The following is a 25,413-nucleotide window of genomic DNA, read 5'->3' as shown; positions in this document are numbered from 1 at the left end:
TTAAATCTTAGGTTAAATTGTTTAAGCATTGTTCGGCGAGAGTTTGGATACAACTCCTTCACATCGTTTGCAAAGACTGCCTTCCTTATCCGATACATGACGCCAACAACGTGGGCATTCCGCATGTTTTGGTTTTCGAATTTGGATGGATCCTGTTTCGCCTTTCCATTCTGAAAATACTTCTTGGATTTCCTTCCCATCAAAATTTACATGGGACACAACAAAAAATAAAGCGAGTTCCTCTTGTGAAAACGAATCGATGTCTTTTTTGCCTTCGATGACAACTTCTGCTTCTAATGACTTGCCAAGTTTTCCAAGTTTTCTTGCTTCTTCCAAAGCTTTTTGTACATCTTCTTTGGTTTCAAAAACAGGTTTCATTTTGGATTCTAATCCTTCATCGATCCATTCTGATAAATCAGAAAAATCCGAATAAAAAACAGAATCTTTTTTTCCAAAGGTTGTCCATACTTCTTCTGTGGTAAAGGAAAGGATCGGAGCTAACAGTTTTGTGAGGACATCTAAAATCAATGCAAGCGCATATTCGGAAGACCTTCTAGTTTTCGAATCTTTGGAATCACAATACATCCTGTCTCTAATGATTTCAAAGTAGTCTTGGCTCAAATCGACAGTACAAAATACAAGTACCTTATGATACACTTGGTGGAACTGGTAGGAATCATAAAGTTTTTTAACATCTTCATTCAGTTTAGCCAGTTTGTGTAAGTAGTAACGATCGATGGTTTCGAGTTCTTCTTTTTTTAAATTCCATGTAAGGGTTTCAGCATTTGTATTCCCAAGTAAATACCGGAAGGTATTTCGGATTTTACGATAGGCTTCTGAAACGGTTTTGATGGAATCCTTTCCAATTTTTACGTCATCACGGAAGTCTTGTGTGCTCACCCAAAGCCTTAAGATATCAGCCCCGTATTGGTTGATGATGTCCGTTGTTGGATTGATCACATTGCCAAGGGATTTGGACATGGCGTGGCCTTTGTCATCTAAAACATAACCATGTGTGAGAACTGACCGATAAGGAGGGGTCTTACGGATCGCCATAGAGGGCCATAGGGAAGATTGGAACCATCCCCTATGTTGGTCTGATCCCTCTAAGTACAAATCTGCTGGTTCTTTTCCAATTGAATCACCAAACACGGCAAAGCTGGATACTCCAGAATCAAACCATACATCGAGAATATCCTTGTCTTGTTTTAGATCTTCGGAACCACATTGGTTACATTTGGTTCCTTGTGGTAATAAGTCTTTTGCTTCTTTTTCATACCAAACTTCAATGCCTTCTTTTTTCACGATTTGGATGAAGTGTTGGATGGTTTTGTCATCCAAATGGGTATGCCCACATGACTTACAAGTAAACGATGGGATGGGAACTCCCCAATTCCTTTGGCGCGACAAACACCAGTCAGGTCTTGATTCCACCATGGAGCGAATCCTTGTGATCCCCCAATCCGGAATCCATTGTACTTTGTCGATGGCCTTTAGTGATTCTTCTCGTAATCCATTATGATCAATCGAAAAAAACCATTGAGGAGTTGCCCGAAAGATTAAAGGTTTTTTACTCCTCCAACTATGTGGGTAAGAGTGTGTGAATTCAGAGAAATGAACAAGAGCATTTTTTTCGCGGAGTAATTCGACAATTTTTGGATTGGCATCCCAAATTTTGATTCCCTTCATCATTTCAAATTCGTCCGTATAACGGCCGTAATCGTCTACTGGGGATAGTGTTGGTAATCCGGCTGCCGTTCCTACACGGTAATCGTCTGTTCCATGTCCTGGGGCTGTATGCACACAACCTGTTCCTGCATCGAGTGTAACATGGTTTCCAAAAAGAGGAATGGATTCTCTCTCCAAAAAAGGATGGAGGAATACCATTTGTTTTAATTGGGCATTGGATAGGGGTTTGATTTTTGTAAGTGTAATCCCCGTTTTTTGTTCCACAGCTTCTTTTAATCCATCCGCAAGGATGAGCCTTCCATGACTATCGGATTGGAAGAGGGAATAAGCGAGTTCTTCGTTGAAACAGATCGCAAGGTTTGCAGGTAAGGTCCATGGTGTTGTGGTCCAGATGAGACAATGTGTATCCGTTTCGCCCTTAACAGCAAACTTTACATAGATGGAAGGGGATACGTGGTTTTGGTATTCGATCTCCGCTTCTGCATGGGCCGTTGCCAAATCAATACACCAATACACAGGTTTTTTCCCTTTGTAGATATACCCCTTTTCAAAAAGCGATCCAAAGACTTCCACGATCCTTGCTTCGAATTCAGGAGCCATAGTAAGGTATTTGTTGTTTTCATCCCAGAAACAAAGGAATCGATTTAAGTCTTCACCTTGTTTGCCAACAAACTCAGTGGCATACTCACGGCATTTTTTTCTAAGTTCACTTGGACTTGTGTTCCTTGCTTCTTTTCCAAGATTCTTTAACACCTGTACTTCGATCGGAAGACCATGGCAATCCCAACCAGGGATCATATCTGTTTGGAACCCACTTAAGGTTTTCGATTTGATGATGATGTCTTTTAAAATTTTATTGAGGGAGTGGCCCACATGGAAGTTTCCATTTGCATAAGGAGGTCCATCATGTAAAACAAAGGAAGGTTTGGATTTACGAATTTCCTTCATCTTTTGGAAAACTTTTTGGTCTTTCCAAATTTTAATTTGGCCTGGCTCACGTTTTGCCAGGTCGGCTTTCATGGGAAAATTGGTCTCCGGAAGGAGGACTGTTTTAGAATAAGGATTTTCCGTTTCTGGTTTGGCCATAGTAAGACCAATGTTTGCCATCTAGGCCAAAGAGAAAACGGAAAAAAAACTTTAGTCCTTAGAGTTTGACACGTACCTTTGGCAATTCGTCCCGAAGCCTCACCACATCGGATTTTTCAAGTAGGGTCTTTTGCAAAACAAGGTGTTTGAGGTGGCCAAGTTTTGCCAGATTTTTCGGTAGGGTTTTGTATTCTCGCATCAGGGTGAGGTCTAAAATTTCAAGTTCGGGGAGAGACGCGATCACTTCCACATCCGCCTCTGTTAGTTGCACTTTGGTTTCGTCGAGGGCCAAGGTTTTAAGTTTTTTCAAACGAGAAATGACCGCAGGAATCTCTTTCAGTTCCGTCCTTCCGAGTAACAAAACTTCTAAGTTTTCCAAATTGCCTAGTTCATCAGGCAAAGATGTAAGTGGGTTTCCAAAAAGATTGAGGATTTTTAATTGTTTGAGGTTACCAATTTCTTTTGGGAGAACCTTCAATGAATCATATTGCAAGGTGAGCTCTTCTACTTTTGTTAGGTTTCCAATCGAAGTTGGTAATCCTCCAAACTCTTTGTTGGAAAGATTCAGGACACGTTCATCTTTGTGTTCTAAAATCCATTCTTCTGCATTCACAACTTTTTTATTGCATTGTAAAACGAAGGAAAGAAGGACGATGCCTAGTAACGAATTGTAAAAAAAAGACTTCATACTACCAAATTTATCATTTCAGATATTTATTATAGCCAAATTCTAATTCCCGGATGATAAACTGGAGGTAATCCATTTGATCACGGTCTGATTTATACAGACTGGCTTCTTTGCGGTAGTATTCGGCAAGTTGAGTGCGAAATAATATGGTACGAAAGTCAGCTTTCGAAAGGATGAGTTCCTTCGATCGATTTTTCAATTGGATGGCTTCTGGGATTTTCATTACAACAGAAATTTGTAAAATCGCATGTTCAATCTCAGCTACAATTTTATTGGTGTCTTTTTTTTGGTCAGCACTTGGCAATTGCAGTTTGATGTCTTCCACACATTCTTCGATATGATTGCGTAGTCGTTTGGAATCATACACTTTTTCCGCGATGCTATTAAACTTTTTGGGATAAATAAAAACCTCTGCCACCTTTGCAATGGAAAGGATTCTGTTTTCTTTTGGGATGGTTGGTTTTTGTTTTTCAAAAGATTGTTTTGGTTTGTCATCCTTTCTGTATAAATACCCAAGGACTAGTCCAACAAAAAAACTAATGAAAAATCCACTACCGATGTAATCTAGGCTTCCCGAAAGTAAAGAAACAACTGTGACAATCGATGAAAGGAAAAGGAAACTGAATACACCAATGGGAACATGGAATTTTTCTTGTAATGCAGAAAAAGAAATCCTTGGTTCGCTTTTTGTTTGAGAGATTGGATCTGTTTCTTCCTCTGTTTTTGTTTCTGTTATCGATTCTTCTTTATCAATCGAAACATCAGAACGATTTTTTAAGATGATGCGAATTTGGTCAAGGATGGGAAGTTCATTGCGAAATTCAGGGTTTGTTTTTGCAAGTTTGAATGTATTTTCCTCTACCTTTGATAAATACTTTTGGTCTAAGGCAAATAAAACATGGAAATTTTCTTCCTTCATTTCCAAACAACCGTAAGTATCTGATAATGTTTTTACGATTGTTTCGATAACCTTTTTCTTTTCAGAATCGGACTTTAAGTTCAAGGTTTTGATTTCTGCATATAAGTTGAGTTTGGTGAGTGTGAGTGTGTTTTTTGTATTCTCTTCTATTTTTGTACTGAGTAGTTGGATGAGAGAAAATAATTCGTCTTCCGCATCTTCTTTTTCCTGTTCTAAGAGGAAACGTGATAACTTTTGTAAGATGATAAGACTTTCTTGGATTCCATTTTGTACGCGCTTGGATTCCTCACCACTTAGTTTCTCAAACGGGAAATTTCCTAAAATTTCAGTTACCTCTTGTAAGAGGAGAGGGCCTTGTTTGATTAGTTCCTCTGTTTGGATCGGGAGTTTGGATTCTAATCCATTGAGTTTTTCGATATAGGATTCATAATGATATTCGTTAGCATATCGTTTGAGGAAAGGAAAGGCATACTGTTTGAGGCCATCCAGTTGGACTGCAAGGTGTTTGGCATATTCAGGGTGGTGTGATCCACTTGGCAATACGAAATGGTAACCGGGAACAATCTCAACAAGGTTTGCCATTTCTTTTCCACGAGTGATGACATCTAAAATGAAGTCTTTTACCGGTAAGGGTCCATATGGTTCCATACTTTTGCGTACTATGGATTCGAGTTCCGATTCAAAACTGAGTTTGGTTGGGAAAAAATAAACATTTCCTTTTTGGTCGGCACGGGTCAGATTTGCGCCTGGATTCTCATCATCTAAAATCAAGTTTTGGTTTGATCGATTTTTTAATAAAACATCCACCAAATCAATGCTATATTTAAAACAAGACCTTCGGAAAGGGACAATATCAGTTTTTTCATTAATTTGTGGAGAGATCATACTGACCCGAAAGATCAATTTTTGGTCTACTTGTAAAATGAAAGGATAAAAATACACAACTGGTTCTTTGTTGTGTTCCGTGAGACCTGCGAGTTCCTTCAGAGCTTCTTTAATGGCCGAAACTGAACGATGGGAATCGGTTAAATGAACCTGTTTGGATAGAAGTTCAGGAATTAAGTCCAATGTTAAAAAGAGAGTGGGTGTGATTTCCGCACTCCCATGCATTTCCAACCTTCTGTGCCGAACTCTTAATTCTTCTAAGATGGCTTGCGAGGTTAATGAATAACTGGCAATATTTTTAGGTAATGAGATAAAATACGTTGGTTCAGAAACACTTCCCAAGTGTGAGTTTTCTGTTGCACCAAGTTCTGAAAATGGTTCCAAAATGCACCTGCTAAGTCACAAGTCTACAGAAGAATTAAGAAAAGGGCAAGAGAGAAAGTAGTGAGATTTAGGAGAAATGAAAGAAAAGGTTCAGGTTAGAAACTGATACCATTGGTTTCCAAGGGAGGGAGTGAACTTCAAAGGTATGGCTTGGATCCCTTATGGTCATACAGGGATTTAGATAGAGTGGATAAGAAAAAACGAATTTGGTTACCATCATGACAATAAATGGTCCTTATTTTAAGGATTCATTCGTCTATTAAGGTATGGATATAAGATTAGCAGAGGTTTTATTTCAACGCCAAAAGAAAGTTGATACATTTTTTGTTTGGGCAATTTTTGCCCACGTTCCCGTTGTTTTTTTTCTCTCACTTGGTTATGGTGCTACATTCGTTGTCACTTGTTCCGCCATAAGTTTCTCCGTGTTATCATTTTTATTTTATCGATTGTTTCGCGGTAGTTTTTTCTTACGTGCTTGGAATGGAGCAGTCCTCATGATGTTCAGTGCTCTTTTCATCCAAGCCCAATTTGGAAGGATTGAAATGCACTTCCATGTCTTCAGCGCGCTTGCCATTTTATTTGTGTATGAGGATTGGAAGGTATTACTTGTGGCAGCACTTACGATTGCCATCCACCACTTGGTTCGAAATTACCTACAAGAGTTCGGAGTGATTCTCTTTGATACCAAAGTGATGGTTTATAGTTATGGAACGGGTCTCGAAATTGTGTTAACCCATGCACTTTTTGTTGTCATGGAAGCAGGGATTTTAATTTATTTTTCATTATTATCAGTAAGGGATTTACGAGTTCAAATAGAAACCCAAACGAATTTAGAAACAGTCATGGCTGGTGTCACTGCGGCCATTGATGAAGTGTCTCATGGCACAAAACTCTACTTAGAAAACTCAAACCAAATCGCTGCTGCGGTTCGAGAATTTGAATCCTCTTTCCAAAACCAATCTTCTTCCATTGAAGCCATTTCTGCTGCCACAGAAGAAACCACAGCTTCAAGCCAATTGATCTTAGAAGGAAGTAACCGCCAAATCAATGAAGTACAAAAAGTGGAAGAATTAAATCGTAATTTATTCAATTTGAATGAAGGCTTTGTTAAATCATTAGAAGTGATGAGAAAAAAAATCCAAGAATCAGCGGAGTCAGTCAAAAAAACAGAATCCGAGTTTTCTACTTTGTACCAATCGATGGAAGTTGCAGTCGATGATTCGGAAAAGATGGAAGAAATTTTAGATTTGATTTCTGACATCGCTGAAAAAGTTAACTTACTTTCGTTAAACGCATCGATTGAAGCAGCAAGAGCAGGTGATGCGGGTAGAGGATTTGCCGTAGTTGCCTCAGAGATTTCGAAACTTGCAGATTCCACGGCAGAAGCGACAAAAAATATCTCTTCGATCTCTGGGAAAATTAAATCTGCAATCCAAGTGAGTTTCAAACAGTCAAACCAAATCAACCAAACGGTTCAGGGATTCGTAAAATCCATTTTAGCATCTGACGTAGGAATGGGAGAGTTAACCGAAAAAATCTCTGGGACACTTTCAGCATTTGAGGAACAAGAGAGTGCACTCACTACCCTTGATCAAATTGCCAAGGATATGCAACTTTCAAGCAAAGAACAATCTTCCAGTATGATTGAAATTTCTGATTCCATAATGGATTTGAATCTAAAAACACAAACCAATTTGAATACAAGTTCTGAAATGATTTCCTTTATTGATAAAGGGAATGTGATCTTTAATAACTTAAACAATTCAGTAGAGACACTTGCCTCAATGATTGGTCATGGAAGTCCAAACTAAATCCATTTGGAAACGATGGGTTTTTGTTTTTTCGGCCATTGTATTACTTGGTTTTAGTTTTTATTTACAAAGTATCTCTAGTTCTTATCGAAAAATAAGTTGTGATTTTTGTAAAAACCGATTTCAATCGGAACCGAAATCAAGTTGGATACTCATCTATCCTGGATTAGTTGGCTGTGGGAAAAAATGCCCATTGGCACTTGAAGCAATGCGACAGTTTCGCCTTCGTTTCCCCAAAACAAGTTTTTCTATTTATTTTTTAGTGACCGACCCAAAGGAAACCGATGAAGCGATCGAAGAGTATTTGGCATATTACCAAAAGTCATTAAAAATTGAAGCCCTTCGTCCGAGTTCAGATGAAGAAAAACGATTCTACAGAAGGTTAGGTGCTTATTTGCCTGAACATGAATTACTAAAAAGAAGGGATGAACATGGGACTCAATTTTTTCTCATCCCACCAAATAAAGAAATAGTATATTCGCTTCCTCAATTAAACGAGAATGATTGGATGAAAATCCAGAAAGAGATTTTTTCAAAGCCCGAAATCTAGTGTAACATGATCCATCAATGGATCATGTGGTAAACTTCCTTCATCTCTTCCCTAAGAAGTTTCATTTTGTTTTGCACTTCTGGATGAGAAATGTCTTCTGGATTTAATAAATAGTTTTCAGGTCCGAGTTCACGAATCATCATCTTGGTTTGCCAAGTGTTATCTTGTGGCATGTTGATATCGGATAGATAAGTATAATTTCTTTTGATTTCTGGTTTGATAAAATCAAGGATGGAATTGAAGTGGTGGTCGTTGTAAATTTTCCTTCCATCAGCAAGTCTTGTGTAACCCCTGACCACATAATCAATGTAAACCACATCACACTCAAAGGCTTCGAATAAGAAGTTGATGGAGTCAAGAGGAATGATCTCACCACACGTAGAAATATCGATATCAACTCGGAAAGAACAAATTCCATCTGGATCAGCCGCATCAGGGTAGGTGTGGACTGTGATATGGGATTTGTCCAAATGCATACTCACTTGCGCTGAAGGAATGGGATTCCCGCCACCTTTCACATCACTCATAAGGACCATCGCTGAAGCACCGACTGGATCGTAATCCTGAGCCGAAACCGAAAGGATATTGGCATCAATTCGTTTTACGATCTCTTTTGATATCTCTGTGATTTTACTAGCATTGTATTTGTCGTGGATATAACTTACGTACCTACCTTTTTGTTCATCATCGAGTGTGATGCAAAAATCGTAGAGGTTGAAACTCAAAACTTTTGTCAGATTGTTGAAACCGGAAAGTTTGATTTTTTCTTTATCCATTGCTACCTGCTTGTATAAAGAACAGAAATTCGGTGATTAGGTAAGAAGCAACTGAAATAACGAAAGGAATTTAGAAAAGTCATGGAAAACAAGATGGAATGGTGGAAACAAACTTCGATTTACCAAATTTACCCTTGGTCCTTCCAGGATTCCAATGGGGATGGGATCGGGGATTTAAAGGGAATCCTCAAACGATTGGATGAAATCCAAGAATTGGGGGTAGAGACGATCTGGTTTTCTCCCTTTTACCAGAGCCCAGGAGAAGATTTTGGTTATGACATTGCTGATTACACAAAGATCGACCCTCGGTTTGGAACCATGGAGGATTGTGATCGCTTAATCAAAGAAATCCACAAACGGAAAATGAAAGTGGTGCTTGATATGGTGATGAACCATACTTCTGACAAACACCCTTGGTTTTTGGAATCCAAATCTTCGGTAACAAATCCAAAACGAGAATTTTACATCTGGAAAAAAGGGAGAAAAAAACCTCCCAATAATTGGATTTCAATGGTAGGAAAATCGGGTTGGAATTATGACCAAACGACGGACGAATACTATTATAGTAATTTTTTATCCTTCCAACCTGATCTCAATTACAGAAATCCTAAGGTCAAATTAGCTATGTTCGGTGTCCTTGATTTTTGGTTAAAAAAAGGAGTGGATGGATTTCGTTTGGATATCTTCAATTCAATCTACAAAGATGAAAGTTTCCAAGACAATCCATTTAGTCTTCGGTTTTTTCCCACACCAGATAACCATGATGAGGCGTTCTTTCAAAAAAAACAGTACAATCTAAATTTACCAGAATCTTTTTCCTTTGCCAAAGAAGTAAGAAAACATATAACAAAGTATAAACACAAACCATTCCTCATTGGAGAGGTAAGTGGTTCCGACCAAGTTTTAAAATCTTTTTTAGGAGAGAAAGCCGACGGCCTAAACTTAGTGTTTCAGTTTGAACTCATCCATTTCCAATTCCAAGCAAAGTTTTTTAAACAATTACTTTTAAAAAATGAAACTATCTTTCCAAGTCCTTATACTCCAACGTACGTCCTAGGGAACCATGACCAACGGCGATACATCGATCGGATCGGTGGTGATCGAAACAAAGCAAAACTTCTTGTTTGCTTTCAATTTTTAGTCAGAGGTGTTCCCATCATCTATTATGGAGAAGAAATTGGGCGGGGTGAGGGGCGAATTTCCAACTTCAAAGGTAAGGATCCAATTGCTAAAATGAATCGGTTTGTTCCTTTGTTTTTATCAAACTTACTTGGGATTTATATCAACCGAGACAATTGCCGTTTACCAATGTTATGGGATGATTCCCCAAATGCGGGTTTTACCATTGGAACCTCTTGGTTGCCACTGGGAACATTCCAAAAAGAAGATACCGTTGCCTTTCAAAAAAAAGACCCAGAATCTTTGTGGAACCACTACCGAGTCATGTTCCAAATTCGTAAAGAGTGGCAGACAATCAGAGAAGGGAGTTTGGATACCATCGAGATGGAATCAGATGATGTTTTGTGTTTTGCAAGAAAGTATAAAGATACGATTTTACATGTGTATCTAAATTTTGGAAATAGCAGAGAAAAGATACGAATTCCAAACAAAACAAAACTGATTTATGCTTTTGGTGGTTCGATACTAAGTGGTTCGTTTTTAGAATTGCCCTCGCTTTCAGGTATGATATTACAAGTGATGGGATCCAAACCTTCAAGGGAGTAGGTGGTGGCTTAGGTTTAAAATTTTTAAGATCTTTTGGATTTGTGGTTTTACATTGACAAGGTACAACCGGACACCTTGTTTTTGGTAATTCATTTTTTTGTATAAAATTAATCCAAGCACTGCAGAAGATACTTCTTCTACATTGGAAAAGTCAATGTAGATTGCAATGGTTCCTGGTTGGAAGAGATTTGCCATCTCCTCTTCTAAACTTTTAGCAGAATATAAATCCAAACGATTGGTTTCCACTCGGTAACTTTTTTCGTGAATGATGTCCGTAACCATTTTGTCCCTCACAAAATGATCTACGGTAATCAAATAAAATACCTTAGGAATCTCAAAGAAAAAACGAATTAAAAAAAATCTTTTCAATCCACCTTTTTTCAAAATTCACTTAAGTTGGAATTAGGGATGGATGTGAGAATTCCTACCTTTTGCACCATAAAAGAAGCGGTGGGATTCTTTCCATTGGTTCCATTTGATGGAAACCAAATCCCATAGGAAATAAAAGATCACAAAGGAATCCAATTTGGAATGCCCCCAAGTGCGCAGTCCAAAAGTGTAACCGATCTCAGCGATTTTGTCTGTTTTGACAACTCCTAAGATTTCAAAAAGGATTTTATAACCCCTTGGGTGTAACTTGTCTTTTGTGTCTAAATAGACGGATTTACGAATTCCAAAAAAACCACTCATCGGATCTGAAATTTTAACAGGGAATAGCCATTCTGATATTTTGGTTGCGAAAAGGCTTGCTAACTTACGTAAGATGGGAAAATTTCCATAACCTCCATCCTGACTCCTTCTTGTCGCCACTACAATATCATTGTCTTTTAATAAATGTATGAGATCTGGAATTTTGTTATAATCATGTTGGAAATCCGCATCCACCACAATCAATTTGTCCCCACTTGCCTTACTGTATCCAAAAGTAACTGCAGAACTTAATCCTTTTTCTGTAAGTCTTACAAAAGGTTTGACCCTCGGGTCATACTTTTCCATTACTTTTGTTACTTCATAGGTTCCATCGGGAGAATGATCATCCACAATGATGATTTCAAATAAAATTGAATGTTTCTCTAAGATACGAGTGATTGTTTCTACACAATTTTTGATATTTCCTGCTTCATTGTATGTAGGAATGATGATACTTGTTTTATCTTGCATGACTGGTCATTCAACTTCTTTATAATTAAAAAAGCCCCTTTGTTAAATTTTTAATACATACCTCTCCTGATTGACAGGAAGTTAAAATAGCCTGAGAACAACCTTCAAACAGTTGGTATTGTTTTGTGCAAAGAATCTCACATGCAAACTGAACAAGTTTAGGGTCTTGTAATTGTTTTTGTTCTGCACTCAAACATCGGTTTACTGATTCACACATTGATTTACATTTAGGTGCTTCCATTGTAGAAACTTTTTTCCCAAAATGCATCAGGTTGTTCTTGGAAAGGTCCCAAATCGTGACCGAAAACAAAATTAAAACTAAGATTCCATATTTCTTCAAATGCCAACCCCTCGTTTCCATAGTGAAATTTTTGTTTTGAATTTTGATAGATCCATTTTCAAAATTGAATTGAATAGAGTTGGTACATCCATTTGTAAGTGTTGTGTCCAGTGGTACCAAGAATTCACCATTATGTAACCTTGGGGAACTTCCTTACTCGTATAATTGATTAGATAATTCGTATGATTACAATTTTCCTCTATGGTTAAAGGGAGTGAAAATTGAATTTTTGCTGACTCTAATTTGTTTTGTACATCCATAGCCGTCCAAGGATTCTCTGCCACAACACAAATGTTCTCTTGATTGGCTTCTAACGTTTGTTCGGGTAAGTTTGGATCCGACATGGGACGGAGTAAAAAAAAGATCAAAATTGGAATGATTGCAATTTGAGTGAGTATAATCATCCAAAAGGATCTAGTATTGTTATGATTCAAAGAAAATGAACTTCCTGCAATGACAGTGCCAAAAAGTGAAACGACAAATAACTGGGGGAGTCTCAATAAGATTGCGATGATTACGAGTACGAAATATACAATTAAAATTGAGAATCGATTTGTTTTTGTGGATAGGTATGATTCCCAACTCATACGATTCATGAGTGGAAGTAAAAATAAAAAACTAATAAAAGGTGTCACATAATATGGGTCCTTTCGATTGGGGAGCAGGTGTAAACTTGTCACCAAAATTAAAAATACTAAAATTGTTTGTACATAGATTTGGTGTTTTATTTGATTTTTTTGGAAAACAGAATTCCAAACCATATGGAAAATCGGTATCGTAAAAGGAATCGTATAGAGAATCCAGCCAAACCATATGCGAATCCCTGGTTGGTTTGCAGAATAAAACTTCCCTACATTTTCCGTGATAAAGAAAAATCGTAATAAGTCTTTACCTGAAGGCACATAAAAATACAAAAATAAAATCCAAATCACTGGAACAAGGATCGTGAACCCAAAGGACAAAATTATGAATTTTTCCTTTAAGATATGTTTCCAATTGATATTTATTTTCCCTTTTCGGAAACGAATCACCTTCACATAAAAATAACTGATGATGAATAAAAATAAATACACGTGAAGGATGGGACCTTTTAATAAATACCCAATTCCTGAGACAAAACTTCCCAAAATCAAATAAACCTTACGTTTCGTTTTTCGATAGAGGTAAAAATGATAAAAGTAAAACAAAACAAAAAATGCCATCAGCCCTTCCATCATAAGAAGGCCAAAGAATTTTAGAGATAAAAAGGAAAATCCAAATAGAATGGCTGTGATGGCCGCTTCTATTTTTGAATTCCGAATGAGATATGCCAATCGGTAGAGTAGGAACAAACTTCCCAAACCAAAAACCAAAGAAACGAGTCGTTCCGGGGCATACCCCACACCAAAGATTTGGTCCGAAACCATTCCCAACCAAAAGAGTAAAGGTGGTTTGTATGGGTTTGGCATACCAGATAGGCTAGGAATCCAGTAACTTCCCATCTGCAGGCTTTCCCGAATCGAACGAATGTGCATGATCTCATCCCCTTGTGGGAATGGGGCATCGGGTGAACTGATGATGGCTCCAAAAATGAGAAGTAGAAGGCCACTGATTAAGGGAACCATGATAACCATTGTTTTCCATAAACAGAGATACTGACTGGTCAGTCAATATAATAAAATGGAAGTTTTCGGAAATGGAACCGATACAGAAATTCTTTTTTTCTCTTCGTTTTTTTCACTAATATTCATTTTCCCTTGTTTAAGGGATTTTTTTCGCTGAATGAGGTTTTTTTGCACCAAAAAGACGGTAAATTGAGAACAAGAATTCTTTCTTTTGGCAAAATTAATTTGAGACAGTTTTTTGATGACGGGTCTAAGTTGGGAAAAAGATGCCAAGTTTGTATGAAGAAAATGAAATCCTTTTGAAGGAAGGGATCGCACTATTAGAAATTTTACCAGATGATTTCTACCATTCGGAAAGGGATGATGGCCTTTCTTCGGTAGGAGAACATTTCCGCCACATCATAGAACACTACCAAATGTTTCTGCAAGGTATTGCCCGAGGTTACATTGATTATGACAAACGGGAACGAAATTTAAAACTCGAAACAAATCGTACCTATGCTTTGGAAATCTTAGGGACGCTCTGCTTAGCATTACTACAGAATGGAATTCCCGAAGGGCAGGTTCTTGTCTCTCAAAATTACAATCCAGAGTTTCCGAAACCTGTTTTATCTTCCACAATCGAACGAGAATTACTTTTCCTAGTCTCTCATACCGTGCACCATTATGCCATCATCGCAATGATTTTAAAGGGATACGGGTTTACTGTTCCGAATCGTTTTGGGTATTCGCCTGCGACCCTTTATGCAAAACAGGTTTCACCTACCTAATTGGATATGGGATGACTCTACCAATCGATAGGGAAATAATCTTTTAGAAATTTACCGATCCAATGTTTGCCTGTATTCACTCCATCAAACAATGGATCCACAACCCTTGCGGCACCATCCACAATATCGAGAGGGGGTTGGAAGTCATGTAGGTCTTGTTTTCGTTTGGCAAGTTCAATAGGATCTTCATCTGTCACCCATCCCGTATCAACTGCATTCATAAATATCCCATCTTTTGCAAAGTCTTCTGCAGAAGTATGAGTCATCATATTGAGTGCGGCTTTTGCCATATTGGTGTGGGGGTGGCGATCTTCTTTTTTAAAACGATGGAACTTTCCTTCCATAGCAGAAACGTTGATGATGTGTTTTTTCCCAGTATTATCTTTTCGCATAAGACCCACCAATCGATTACACAATACAAAGGGTGCCACTGCGTTGACAAGTTGCACTTCCAACATTTCGGAAGTATTAATTTCTCCTAATTTAAGTCGCCAACTATTTGTTTTGCGAAGATCAACTTGCTGTAAATCTGCATCTAACTTCCCTTCAGGGAAAACTGCTTCTAACTCATGAGAATTGTCATGAGAATAAGGGATTTGGGAAAGAGCCGCTGAAGAACGAATGCCTACTCCTGGAGTTTTATGGTTCCAACTCACTGCAAGTGCAGTTGCGGTGTCTTTCATTTCTGTATCGGAACGATAGGAGTCCAATTCGTTTTTGCAATGTTGGTAAAAGTTAAGCAGTTTTTGAGTTTCAGTTGGTAAGTCAGAAATGGCAGTACTTTCCATTTCCAAAAGATGTGCGTAAAAACCAGGTGGCCTTCTTACTGTCTGGGCTGCATTGTTGATGAGGATATCTAATCTTTCTAAATGGTTTTCTAAAAACTTACAAAAAATTTCAACACTGGGAGTGTGGCGTAAATCCAAACCAAATATTTGTAATCGGTCCTTCCACAAATGAAAATCGGATTCCTTTGCAAAACGAATGGCAGAGTCAATTGGAAATCTTGTCGTAGCGATCACCCTTGCGCCGGCCCGAAGCAGGAGGAGAGTGGCTTGGTACCCAATTTTGAGCCGCGAACCTGTGATCACTGCCACAGTTCCCCTTAAATCAGCGGTTTGGTATCGTTTTGAATAATTTAACTCTGCGCAGGATGGGCACATTGAGTCATAAAAAAAATGCAGTTTGGTGAATGGAGTTTTACAAATATAACATGGTTTAGGTTGCAATAACTCTGTCGCCGTATCCCAGGACCAACCAGCAGAATTGGAAATCTGTAAAGGTGCTTTGAAAACCGACGATTCACGAGCTCGTCTAATGCCGGTTAATGCAGTCTTTTGTTTCTCTTGGATTTTGATAATTTGTTTTTTTTCAACTCGGACAGTCCGATTTCGCTTACGAACTTCATTTCGATCTGGTCTGGAAATTTTTCCGCAGAGGATCATAAGTTCCAGCCGTTTTTCTTCTGGTAAGGTTACAAGTTCTTTGGGTGAATTGATGAGTGTTTTTAATTCACCAAGTAAAGAATCAATGTCCATAAAACCAGAATTTTAGGAACATTGGGCTAGGGCAACTCTCTTTGGATTAGATTTTCTGAATCCGTATCCTTCGTTTTCCTGTAAAACGGATTTGTCCATCCAGAATGCATGAATCTTCCATTTCTTGTTTTAAACTTTGGACTTGGTCTCGCATGTTTTGCATCACTTCGATGACTCCTGCCATATCCGTACAGTTTAATTGTAAAAGTAACTTTTCTTTGTCATAGTACAAGGCTTCAATTTGTTGTTCTAATAAATAGTTTTCGGTCTCATCAGAATGATTTTGAATGAGTTCTTGCGAAGTTTCCTCAATCATGAGTTCTCGGATTGGTTTGGCTAAAAATTGTTGGATCTCAGTCAAATCCTCCTCATGGATCATCGGTTCTAATGCGATGAGGATATAAGTTGTAAGGGAAGCTTTGATGATTAAATCTGGATCCGCGTCCCCTCGGTTGAAATTCTGGTATTGGATTTGGGTATTTAGCTGTTTCCAATAACATTTTAGTTCTACATATTTTGAAAATAGAAGGACACTCAGTTCTTCCTTTACTTCCACATCATCTAGAATATGAATGAATTGGTGGATCACTGAATCAAACCATTCTTGGATCTGCTTTTTTTGCTCTTGGTTTTGTTCGAAACCAATGGCCCAATCATCTAAATTTTCCGAAACAGACCGTGTAAACGAATGATTGGTTAATTTGTCTTTTATGAAAATTAATTCCATTATGACCCCTGTTTCGTTTTAAGTTGTTTCGAATCGATTTTTTGGAATGTAAGCAGAATGTATGGAATCGATCCGAATCAAATTTGTATCAACTTTTCTGTAATTTTCTTTGAACGAATATAATCTTGATAATTCTTTTCCTAATGATTCAAATTCTTGTAAAATTGCATCCGTATCAGAAGTTCCAAGTCTTAGTTCTAATTCTTCTTTTTCTTTATACAAAGTAATGATTTGGGCTTCTAGGTTTTCGTCTCTTGATTCTTCCATCTGTTATTAGACGAATTACTTTTTCAAAATGGAAATAATATTGAATTCAACTAAGATACTCCATGGTCGTTTGCTTTGTCCAATTCTCACTGGTTTTAAAATACGAGCAAATTGGTTGGAATCGATATAGGTATAACTTTCTCCTTTTTGGATGGCAAGGAAGGCGTCGGTTGGAAGTGAATCGACTCGGGTACCTAATTTTTCCATTTCAGGATTGGATGCATAGTTTCCTTCATAGGTAACCAAAGATGTTTTTCCAACTCCAAATAATTGTTTGGGCGATAATTCTTTCTGAAGTTGCTCTAGTGAAAAGTCCGCACCCAGGATACCTGCAAATTTAGAATGTAAAAACAAATTGGTCATAAGACTTGTCATCTTTACTGTTTTCCCTTCGATTGGATAATCGTAAGGTTCCATCATCACATCTTGCCCTAAATCACGAGGAAGGATATACCAATCATTTTCGCCCTGAACATCATATCCTTGGAGAGGTTCAATAGAGATTCTACCTGTATGTCGATGGCAATAGGGAACGAACCTTCCTTTTGGGTCATGCCCTTCCTTGTTGGCATAATCCGCATCTTTATCATCGATCACATTTGGTTCACAACAAATAGCATAAGCTAACTGTTGTTCGTTTTGGATTAGGTATTCTTGTAATATAAGTAAAAGGTGTTCTCGTTTCATCCCGATATTGGCATGAACCAAACTTTGGATTAAAAACTTTAATCCATAAAGGGATGTCGCCATAATATAAAACTTTGATTCCAGTTCTTTTGCGATATTATTCGCCCATAGTTCTGCATATTCTACGATGGATTGTTTTTCCATCTCTAAAACATCTGCATTCGCTTCCGAATTTTCTAAATTGATCCGTGATAAAATTTCGGAAATTTTTTTGGTGGCCTCTGATGTTTGAAACGATAGTTTTGTAACTTCGTTGGCGACAATTTCAAACCCACGTCCATGTTCCCCTGCACGAGCTGCTTCGATTGAAGCGTTTAGCGCCAGTAAGTTGGTCTGCTTTGCTACCTGTTGGATCGATGAAGCGACGGAACCTATTTCCTTCGAACGTTCGCCAAAGGAATCAATCAGTTCTTTGAGTTTTCGCATCCCCAAATTGGAATATTTATCATCCATCTTCTCACCAACCTCATGCTTTAGATCTAATTAAAGTATCGGAGTCGGCTTAAATCTTATTGATATCCAGCCTGTTGCAATCGAAATAGTTTTTCATATTTTCCTTTTTTTGCCAGTAAACTTTGATGGTCTCCCCATTCCGTTTTTTTACCTAGTTCTAAAACTAAAATTTTATCTGCCATCCTTACGGTAGAAAACCGGTGTGAGATAAGGATGACAGTTTTTCCAAGAGTGTGCTCTCTAAAATGTTCAAAAACTTTCATTTCAGCTTCTGCATCGATTGCTGAAGTGGGTTCATCCAATATGAGAATATCAGCTTCCGACCTCATAAAGGCTCTTGAGAGTGCAATTTTTTGCCATTGTCCTCCAGATAGTTCCCTTCCATCCTGGAACCATTTTCCAAGGCGGGTGTGGTATTTGAGGTCAAGTCGATTGATGAAGTCATGGGCCATGCCTAATTTTGCAGCATGTACCCATTCTTCTTCCGATTGGGCTTTTTTCACATCACCCATACCAATATTATCACCTACTTTAAATTGGTATTGGACGAAATTTTGAAAGATGACGCCGAACCTTTTTCGTAAACTTTCTTCCTCCCAATCATTTAAATTCACACCATCTAAGTATATGGTACCTGAGGTGGGTGTGTACAAACGTGTTAAGAGTTTTATTAATGTTGTTTTTCCTGATCCGTTTTCACCAACGATTGCCATTTTATCTGCCGCTTTCAATTCAAAGCTAACATTTGTTAGTGAATCTGTTTGGGAACCTGGGTATTGAAATGAAACAGAATCAAAAATGATTCCCGATTTAGAATCTTGATTTTTGTATTTACCAAATTTTCGTAAAACCGGTAGATTTAAAAATTCCATTAAGTTTTCGATATAAAGATGATCTTCGTAAATCCCACCAAAAGCAGACAAAGCATTGGCAAAGGTGGTTTGGCCTTGGCGAAAAATTACCAAGTACATTGTCATTTCACCTAAGGTGATTTTTTTTTCTAAGGCTAAACTGATGACCCATACATACGTTCCGTAGAAGGCTAATTGGCTAATGAGACCTAACAAAAAACTTACAATTGATTTTTTTATCGTTAGTTTTCGATCTTCTGAATAAATCTTTTGAAAATTATTTTGATAACGACTTAAAAATTCTTTTCCTAAGTTGAATAATAAAATTTCTTTTGCATTATCCTCTCTTGCCATTAATGTTTCAAGGTATACTTGTTCTCTTGTTTCTTTGGCTTTCCATCGGAATAATCGGAAACTGTGAGTCGAAAATCGTGTTTCTGCTATGAAGGTAGGGATTGCTGCAATGATGAGAATGAGAGACGCAATCGGTGATAATTTTACAAGTAATCCAAAAAAACTAATGATTGTGATAGAAGATTGGGTGATGGTAAAAAAACGATTCACCATCGATAGTGGTTTGGATGAAGCTTCGGATCGCGCCTGTGTCATCTTGTCATAGGTTTCCGAATTCTCAAATTGTGTCAGTTCCAGAGTGATGGCTTTTGACAAAATCCTTTCGTTCACTTCTTGTCCAAGTTTGATCCTAAGTAAGGTTGTACACAAAAAGTAAAGTTTTTGAGATCCAAAAAAAAGAATGGTGATGATCCCTTCTAAGTAAACATAAATCGCTGTTTCTGATTGTAAAATTTCATTCCAATTCGTATAATTCCTGTTTGCATTTAAAATTGAATCAATGATCAGTTTGCCTATCCAAACGAGGGTAGAGGGGAATAAACCATTTAAGATTGTCAAAAGAGTGATGAGGATTGTAAGTTTTGCTGAACTTTTGTATGATAGGTGGAATGCAATTTTAGAGGATTGAACGATACGGTAAAAAGTTCCGAACATATTGGTTAGATTGTTTTTATGAATCCGAATCGGTAGCATTTTTTGTTTTATTTCTATGGAAAACAAAGAAATCCACTTTTCTAAATTCAGATTTATTTTTCTATGTTAATCATAGATGGCAAAAGAGCGGTTAGATAAGGCCCTTGGTAATTATGGTTTGGGTTCACGTTCAGATGTGAAAAAAGAAATTTACCAAGGATGTGTAACAGTGAACGGGCAAATTGTCAAAGACCCAGGATTTAAAGTTTCACTAGAAGATGTGATCATTTTTAATGAAGAAGTTTTGGTGCGAAAAGAATTTTATTACTTTATGATGAATAAAGCACCAAATTGCATCACTGCCACAGAAGATCCAAAAGAGAAAACGGTTATGGATTATCTTTCAATGCGCCATCAGAATATGAATTTGTTTCCAGTAGGAAGGTTGGATAAGGAAACGGAAGGATTATTATTATTCACAACTGATGGCACGTTGGCACATTATTACACATCTCCTAAACATTTTGTTGAAAAGGAATATTATGCTGAGATTTCAGATGAAGTGACTGATGATGATATCAAATGTTTTGAAAATGGAATTGTATTGGATGATGGGTATAAAACTCTTCCTGCAAGACTTGCCATTCCCAATCCAGATCATCCTAAGGTTGTCACCGTTTGGTTGAAAGAAGGGAAATACCGACAAATCCGAAGGATGTTCCAAAGTTTGGGAAAAGAGGTTTTGTATTTAAAGCGAGTGAAGATGGGAAATTTAGAATTGGATCCTAATCTTAGTTTAGGAAGTTATCGGGAACTTACTGAGGATGAAGAGATCAGATTAAAACAAAGGTCATGATTCATTCTATAAACCTTTCAATTTTTTCAAAAAAGGCTGAAGGGGCTCTTTTTGGTCGAGAATTCGTCAAAGAAACAAACAACTGTTCGTCTTTCATACTCGCAATGAGTTTGCCATTTCCATCAATCATATCTTGCCTAAAGTAAAAACGAATTTTTTCAAAACTTTCGATCCAACTGTATAACTTTATATGCGAACCTGGACTAGGTTGGTGATAAATTTGGATTTCACCTCCCATAAAAAAAGTGGTGGAATCTGTTGCTTTGATTAATTGGAAATCAACGATTTCTTTAAAAAATAGAAATCGACCTTCCTCAAAAACTTTCCAAACCGCATCGGCAGGTAAAATCCAAAAACAATTCATGTCGCTATAAGGAATGTAATAATCATGTTCAATTGTATTTTGTTGAATTGGTTTGGGATGGATTGAAAATTGGTGTTGTGTCCTATTTTCGATTTTTGGTATGTTTTCGATAGAGAGGATTGATCCATCTTTGAACAAAGTAGAAATGGATTCAATCTCACAAACTTTTTTACCATCTTTGTCAGTCATCACTTGTTTCCATAACAAGGATAAATTTGGGAGCGTAAAAACTTCCGTTTCCACCAGAATTTCCGAATTAACAAATTGTTGGTTTAAAAATCGAACATAGGAGCTATTAGGTGAAATGATGACGGAATTGTTTAACATAGATTCTATGGAGAATCCGAATTCCTTTAAGACTTCACATCTTGCATCATAGGCAAATTTTTCGTAAGTTCGACTCGTAACATGTCGGTTCCAATCCAAATCAAAATGGCGAGTGGTTAACGTTTTCCGATAAATTTGATCCATACCACCTTTGTTTTGGTTTCCATTGAATGGTAAAGAAAAATTCCGAAACACTCAGTTTGTGAAATGTAATGAAATTCGCTCACAGAATCTTACAAAAGGTTATGTGAACCAATCGGTCTACTGTTCGCCATTAAAAAAACTGAAAGTAGAATTTGGAATTCGGCCTATGACTTATTTTCGAATGGAATCTTACGTATTGTGATGCAGGTCCAATCTTGATTTTTGCAAGTTGAATATGCAATGATAGAATTGGACTGTTAGCCAGATCCAAATAGGTGAGCAATTGACTTCCATTGGCTATCATTCGGATTCGATTCATAAAAATAAGGTATTTGCCATTTTTGTGTAGTGAGAGCTTGTTTGTTATCTGGTTTCGTCCAAGTTGGATAAATCCGAAATCCAAGTTTCCCTTTTGACTTCCCCGAAATAATTCCGTTTGCATGTAATGTATGTTTATCAAAAATAAAATAACCAATCTGGTCCTTATCAATGGCTTCTATGATACAAAGGTCGATGGAGTCTTTCAAAGTAAAGGGTTGGATTGCGCCTTTGGAATTTCGTTTCCATAGGGTAACAAATAAACCTTTTTTCTTAGGTGTCAGTTTTGCACTGCGAAAGAGAATTTTCTTTTGGTTGCATTTGAAATGACAAGCTTTGTATTCAAAACTTTCTTTCTCAATTTGTAATTCGTAAATGGATACATTTAATGGATTTAAGAATAAAGTCAGTAAATTCTTCAGATGTATTGGATGGTCAGATTCCATTGGAACGTTTGCTATCATATGTGTTTCAATGAGAGATGAATTTTAAACCAATTATGGATAGAACCAAGGTAAAAAGAAAAAAGATCCGCCAGAATTCGATTGGTTCCTTAAAGAAGAGAATACCAATGAGTACCGTTCCTACGGCTCCGATACCTGTCCAGACTGCGTAACTTGTACCGATGGGTAAACTTTGGGTTACTTTTATGAGTAAACCCATGCTGATCAGTAGGGAAAGAAAAAATCCCAAATACCAATAATAAGTTTCGTATCCTTGTGTTTCTTTTGCTTTGCCTAAACAAAATGCAAATACTACTTCAAATAAACCTGCAATCAATAAGAGAATCCAATTCATATTTTTTATTCTTTTCTGATCTTTTGAAAGGGTTCCATTTTAGAGCAATGAAACTGGCACATCAATCGACTTGAAATAATTTTGGAGTTTCTCCCGATTGGACTTTTAAACATAAATTCTTTAAGTAGGAATCAGGATCATAACCATTGGCTTTTGCTGTCTCAAGCAGTGAATAGAAAAACGTACTTGTTTCTGCGCCTTCTGAATTTTCAGTAAACAACCAATGCTCATTCTCATTGGCAAATGGTCGTAGGTCATTTTCTGCAAGACTTGTATCTAAAGGCAATTCAGGATGATCCATAAATACTAAAAGTTGGTTTGTATGGGAATTAAGTAATTGGATTGCCTGCGTATAGAGTTGATTAGAAGGGTTATTGAATGTTTTTCTATCAATGGTATCAAAAATTTTATCTATAACTCGCCTAGAGACTGTTTGTCTGTATAATTTTCTTTCTTCTCGGCTCAAGTGTTTGGTTTTATCTTCAATTTCGTAGATTTCATCTATGAATTGTATAATTTTAGTTGCTCCCTCATGTTTTTCATCTGTTGTAAGTATTTCTGAAAACATCTTTCGGAAATAACCCCAACAACATGAATTTGCTATTTTGGAGTTCTCTTCGGTCAAAGCATCGAATGTATAAATCCCTTTTGTTTGGATAATTCCTTTGTAATATTTTAACTTTTCGGAAATAGCTTCTTTGTTTTGATTTTGTATATAATAAAATCGAATGATTGGCTTACCTCGATTGATACCTCGTAATACATACAGATAAGGCTGTGTTGTGTTTGTTAACCTTTCTTTCTGTATAAATTGAACAGGTGTTTCTGTAATTTGAAGATAATTACTTGTGTATAGTTCTTTCCAAAAATCATTTTCTAAGTACTTTAATCGCTTGTAACTACTAATTGCATAATTAGATAGATTAGTTTTTGAGATGCCAAAACCATATTTTGAAAAAATATTTCCAAAACGAGAGAAGGGAATTCCTTTTAAGAATTTTGATACGAATAGATAAGCCAACATGCCAACATCTGCAACCTCATTAGAAAGGAATTGTGGAGTTGATGATGCTATTTTGATTTCTGAGTCGTTACATTTTGAGCAGCGATACTTTAAGTAAATGTGGCGTATGACATTGATTTGTGGGGGAATGAAATCAACTTTGTCGCTTTGTTCACTTCCAATTGATTCTAGTTTTTGCCCACACTTGCATTTTTTACGAGAAGTTGGGATATCGTGAATGATGTTTTTAACTGGTAATTGGTCTAGAATGCTGCAATGCCCAGGATTGGATGTAACTTGCGAAATCCCATTAGTATATGAACACGGTGTTCCCTTTTTGTTATCGTTTGAAAGTTTTTTTTCATCATCATAGATGAGTTCTATTTCATTAAATAGCAATCCATCGTCTACTTCCGTGGGTGACCAATATTCAGAACTCGTTCCAAAGAGTTCGGATTTGAATGCATTCAGATCAAATTTAAAATGAATGTCTTTTTCATTCGGAGTGTCTCCGACGTCTTCTTGTTTATTGATTTCCTCATTCGATTTGAAGTGAATGTTTTTTATATGATCAGGGTTTTCTGTAAGATTCGATTGATCCAAAGCAAGGGAAGTATCGTGTAGTACATGTTACTTGTCAAAAAGAAATTTTGTATTTTATGTATTTTTTTTTCACTGAGCCTTCAAAGAAATTTTCAGAGGGCCATTTTTATGTTCCATACCTATTTTGTCTTTGCAATGTTTCCGTCTGTTCGAATCCTATAAACGGAGGATTTTCCTCGTCAGTTCCTAATCTGTAAATTCTAAACAGTGTTTTCTGTTGATGTGTCTTGGTAAATTTTTGACATCGATTAAATTGGATTCCTTTTCTTGGTACAATTTGTTCGATAAGAGTGGCCCTCTACGGTTTAGAAGGTTCAATTTTCGGTTGGAAGTGCTAAAGACCCAGTGATTTGTCAGTGAACGGAAATCAGGGCCCTTGGGAGGCCTATATTTTACATTGGAAGGAAAGGTTTTTCAATACGGTGGCGGAGATCATTGAAACAGAGCCTCTCTTACCAGGAAGAAGGAAGCAATGGGATTGTTGCTTTGGATGCAATGGTTAAGCCTTTTACAAGAAGTGAGATCCGTCTTGAAAATGGTAACTGTTTAGCTTAAAGGTGGATTGTTTAGAATTTTTCGGACTTTGATTGGTGCCTTCCTTCCTTCTACCTGGATAGACTTTGATCCAATGGTCCTTCTGGTTCGTTATGGTTTTTGTTTCTGAATTTGGTTCAGATGCCAAAGGATTTGTTGTTCAAATCGAATCTTTTCATATGGGCTCGATGATTGGTCGAACCAATTGGAGGCGGGCGAAGTCGCTAACAAAACGTACCGAAGAATTATCGTTCTAAGCGCCCATCTTGGTCAAAAAGATTGCAAAACAAAAAAACATTTGATAGAGAGAATGTATTTGGAGAAATCATCTCTGACAGTGAGAGGGTTAACTTTCTCTCTGTCCGGAGTGTACCACCACCCTTTGAAGTCGACAGTCCAAACATGGTTAGGTCTAGTCGCTTTCTCGGGCATAGAGATTCGCTGACCTGAGTTATGAGATCTTCTTTTTCTTTTAGAGTCCTGTAAACCAGCGTTCTTAAGAATGCGTTCGATAGTAGATCTGTTAGGGGCTTTTCTGTCCGGAAAAGTTTTCTTGTAAGTATCTAAG

The 25,413-nt window shown here is 37.2% G+C and carries 22 protein-coding genes and 1 pseudogene; 5 read left to right on the top strand and 18 right to left on the bottom strand.

All coding sequences use genetic code 11. The features are described 5' to 3' along the window. Positions 1 to 21 precede the first annotated feature (21 nt). From ileS to EHQ62_RS01230, 3 genes are read right to left on the bottom strand one after another with little or no spacing between them, the layout of a single operon-like run. Positions 22 to 2,775 carry an isoleucine--tRNA ligase gene (gene ileS / locus EHQ62_RS01240; RefSeq protein WP_135640453.1) on the bottom strand — a complete coding sequence of 918 codons (2,754 nt, stop codon included), beginning with the start codon at positions 2,773 to 2,775 and terminating at the stop codon, positions 22 to 24. Between the two features lie 58 nt (positions 2,776 to 2,833). Further along, positions 2,834 to 3,463: a leucine-rich repeat domain-containing protein gene (locus tag EHQ62_RS01235; protein ID WP_135640452.1), complete on the bottom strand. Its 630-nt coding sequence runs from the start codon at positions 3,461 to 3,463 to the stop codon at positions 2,834 to 2,836. Between the two features lie 13 nt (positions 3,464 to 3,476). Then, positions 3,477 to 5,651: a hypothetical protein gene (locus tag EHQ62_RS01230; protein ID WP_135640451.1), complete on the bottom strand. Its 2,175-nt coding sequence runs from the start codon at positions 5,649 to 5,651 to the stop codon at positions 3,477 to 3,479. Between the two features lie 266 nt (positions 5,652 to 5,917). Here EHQ62_RS01230 and EHQ62_RS01225 point away from each other — a divergent pair, with 266 nt between their 5' ends. Together EHQ62_RS01225 and EHQ62_RS01220 are read left to right on the top strand one after the other, a co-directional pair. After that, on the top strand, positions 5,918 to 7,462 hold the full coding sequence (locus EHQ62_RS01225) for a methyl-accepting chemotaxis protein (RefSeq protein ID WP_135640450.1): 1,545 nt from the start codon (positions 5,918 to 5,920) through the stop codon (positions 7,460 to 7,462). Then, entirely contained in the window at positions 7,446 to 8,012 is a 567-nt protein-coding gene (locus EHQ62_RS01220; RefSeq protein WP_135640449.1) for an SCO family protein, read from the top strand. Before EHQ62_RS01225 ends, EHQ62_RS01220 begins: the two co-directional genes overlap by 17 nt. A 14-nt stretch (positions 8,013 to 8,026) precedes the next feature. On the opposite strand, the gene speD is transcribed toward EHQ62_RS01220, so the two are convergent. After that, positions 8,027 to 8,788 carry an adenosylmethionine decarboxylase gene (gene speD, locus EHQ62_RS01215; protein ID WP_015678680.1) on the bottom strand — a complete coding sequence of 254 codons (762 nt, stop codon included), beginning with the start codon at positions 8,786 to 8,788 and terminating at the stop codon, positions 8,027 to 8,029. 81 nt (positions 8,789 to 8,869) lie between these two features. Between speD and EHQ62_RS01210 the strand changes: the two genes are divergently transcribed. Further along, the gene (locus tag EHQ62_RS01210) at positions 8,870 to 10,513 is read left to right on the top strand and encodes an alpha-glucosidase (RefSeq protein WP_208720595.1); all 1,644 of its coding nucleotides are present in this window, start codon (positions 8,870 to 8,872) and stop codon (positions 10,511 to 10,513) included. On the opposite strand, the gene EHQ62_RS01205 is transcribed toward EHQ62_RS01210, so the two are convergent. The 4 genes from EHQ62_RS01205 to EHQ62_RS01190 form a co-directional block, all read right to left on the bottom strand. After that, complete coding sequence (locus EHQ62_RS01205) at positions 10,502 to 10,882, bottom strand: STAS domain-containing protein (protein ID WP_244241581.1); 381 nt, start codon at positions 10,880 to 10,882, stop codon at positions 10,502 to 10,504. The genes EHQ62_RS01210 and EHQ62_RS01205 overlap by 12 nt on opposite strands. Positions 10,883 to 10,915: 33 nt before the next feature. After that, positions 10,916 to 11,674 carry a polyprenol monophosphomannose synthase gene (locus EHQ62_RS01200; protein WP_135640448.1) on the bottom strand — a complete coding sequence of 253 codons (759 nt, stop codon included), beginning with the start codon at positions 11,672 to 11,674 and terminating at the stop codon, positions 10,916 to 10,918. A gap of 25 nt (positions 11,675 to 11,699) precedes the next feature. Next, complete coding sequence (locus EHQ62_RS01195; RefSeq protein WP_244241580.1) at positions 11,700 to 11,915, bottom strand: hypothetical protein; 216 nt, start codon at positions 11,913 to 11,915, stop codon at positions 11,700 to 11,702. Positions 11,916 to 12,010: 95 nt separating this feature from the next. After that, positions 12,011 to 13,618, bottom strand: coding sequence for an ArnT family glycosyltransferase (locus EHQ62_RS01190; RefSeq protein ID WP_135640446.1), 1,608 nt, complete (start codon positions 13,616 to 13,618; stop codon positions 12,011 to 12,013). Positions 13,619 to 13,884: 266 nt separating this feature from the next. On the opposite strand from EHQ62_RS01190, the gene EHQ62_RS01185 reads away from it, so the two are divergent. Next, positions 13,885 to 14,388 (top strand): DinB family protein, encoded by a 504-nt coding sequence (locus tag EHQ62_RS01185; protein ID WP_135640445.1) that lies wholly within the window; start codon positions 13,885 to 13,887, stop codon positions 14,386 to 14,388. Positions 14,389 to 14,405: 17 nt separating this feature from the next. Here EHQ62_RS01185 and EHQ62_RS01180 read toward each other — a convergent pair whose 3' ends face one another. From EHQ62_RS01180 to EHQ62_RS01160, 6 genes and pseudogenes are all read right to left on the bottom strand, one after another. Next, positions 14,406 to 15,926: an SDR family oxidoreductase gene (locus EHQ62_RS01180; RefSeq protein ID WP_135640444.1), complete on the bottom strand. Its 1,521-nt coding sequence runs from the start codon at positions 15,924 to 15,926 to the stop codon at positions 14,406 to 14,408. Between the two features lie 46 nt (positions 15,927 to 15,972). Continuing rightward, a complete protein-coding gene (locus EHQ62_RS01175) occupies positions 15,973 to 16,653 on the bottom strand; it encodes a hypothetical protein (RefSeq protein ID WP_135640443.1) in 681 nt (226 codons plus the stop codon). 18 nt (positions 16,654 to 16,671) lie between these two features. Then, the gene (locus EHQ62_RS01170; protein ID WP_135640442.1) at positions 16,672 to 16,920 is read right to left on the bottom strand and encodes a hypothetical protein; all 249 of its coding nucleotides are present in this window, start codon (positions 16,918 to 16,920) and stop codon (positions 16,672 to 16,674) included. Positions 16,921 to 16,935: 15 nt separating this feature from the next. Continuing rightward, entirely contained in the window at positions 16,936 to 17,751 is an 816-nt protein-coding gene (locus EHQ62_RS01165; RefSeq protein ID WP_482793323.1) for a PDC sensor domain-containing protein, read from the bottom strand. 42 nt (positions 17,752 to 17,793) lie between these two features. Then, positions 17,794 to 18,033 (bottom strand): annotated as a pseudogene (locus EHQ62_RS18830) (methyl-accepting chemotaxis protein); the annotation flags it as partial. Positions 18,034 to 18,116: 83 nt separating this feature from the next. Next, on the bottom strand, positions 18,117 to 19,958 hold the full coding sequence (locus EHQ62_RS01160; protein ID WP_244241579.1) for an ABC transporter ATP-binding protein: 1,842 nt from the start codon (positions 19,956 to 19,958) through the stop codon (positions 18,117 to 18,119). 76 nt (positions 19,959 to 20,034) lie between these two features. Here EHQ62_RS01160 and EHQ62_RS01155 point away from each other — a divergent pair, with 76 nt between their 5' ends. Then, positions 20,035 to 20,754 carry a pseudouridine synthase gene (locus EHQ62_RS01155; RefSeq protein ID WP_135640440.1) on the top strand — a complete coding sequence of 240 codons (720 nt, stop codon included), beginning with the start codon at positions 20,035 to 20,037 and terminating at the stop codon, positions 20,752 to 20,754. Position 20,755: 1 nt separating this feature from the next. On the opposite strand, the gene EHQ62_RS01150 is transcribed toward EHQ62_RS01155, so the two are convergent. From EHQ62_RS01150 to tnpC, 4 genes are all read right to left on the bottom strand, one after another. Next, positions 20,756 to 21,589, bottom strand: coding sequence for an acyl-[acyl-carrier-protein] thioesterase (locus EHQ62_RS01150; protein ID WP_135640439.1), 834 nt, complete (start codon positions 21,587 to 21,589; stop codon positions 20,756 to 20,758). Between the two features lie 257 nt (positions 21,590 to 21,846). Continuing rightward, positions 21,847 to 22,371 (bottom strand): MepB family protein, encoded by a 525-nt coding sequence (locus EHQ62_RS01145; protein WP_135640438.1) that lies wholly within the window; start codon positions 22,369 to 22,371, stop codon positions 21,847 to 21,849. Between the two features lie 7 nt (positions 22,372 to 22,378). After that, positions 22,379 to 22,705 carry a DMT family transporter gene (locus tag EHQ62_RS01140; protein WP_135640437.1) on the bottom strand — a complete coding sequence of 109 codons (327 nt, stop codon included), beginning with the start codon at positions 22,703 to 22,705 and terminating at the stop codon, positions 22,379 to 22,381. A 61-nt stretch (positions 22,706 to 22,766) separates the two neighbouring features. Further along, on the bottom strand, positions 22,767 to 24,107 hold the full coding sequence (gene tnpC / locus EHQ62_RS01135) for an IS66 family transposase (RefSeq protein ID WP_167482820.1): 1,341 nt from the start codon (positions 24,105 to 24,107) through the stop codon (positions 22,767 to 22,769). Positions 24,108 to 25,413 lie beyond the last annotated feature (1,306 nt).

It is taken from the genome of Leptospira jelokensis (genome assembly GCF_004769635.1).
GTDB lineage: Bacteria > Spirochaetota > Leptospiria > Leptospirales > Leptospiraceae > Leptospira_A > Leptospira_A jelokensis.
Note: the sequence above shows the minus strand (reverse complement) of the source record. Positions and strands in the feature narration are given on the sequence as shown.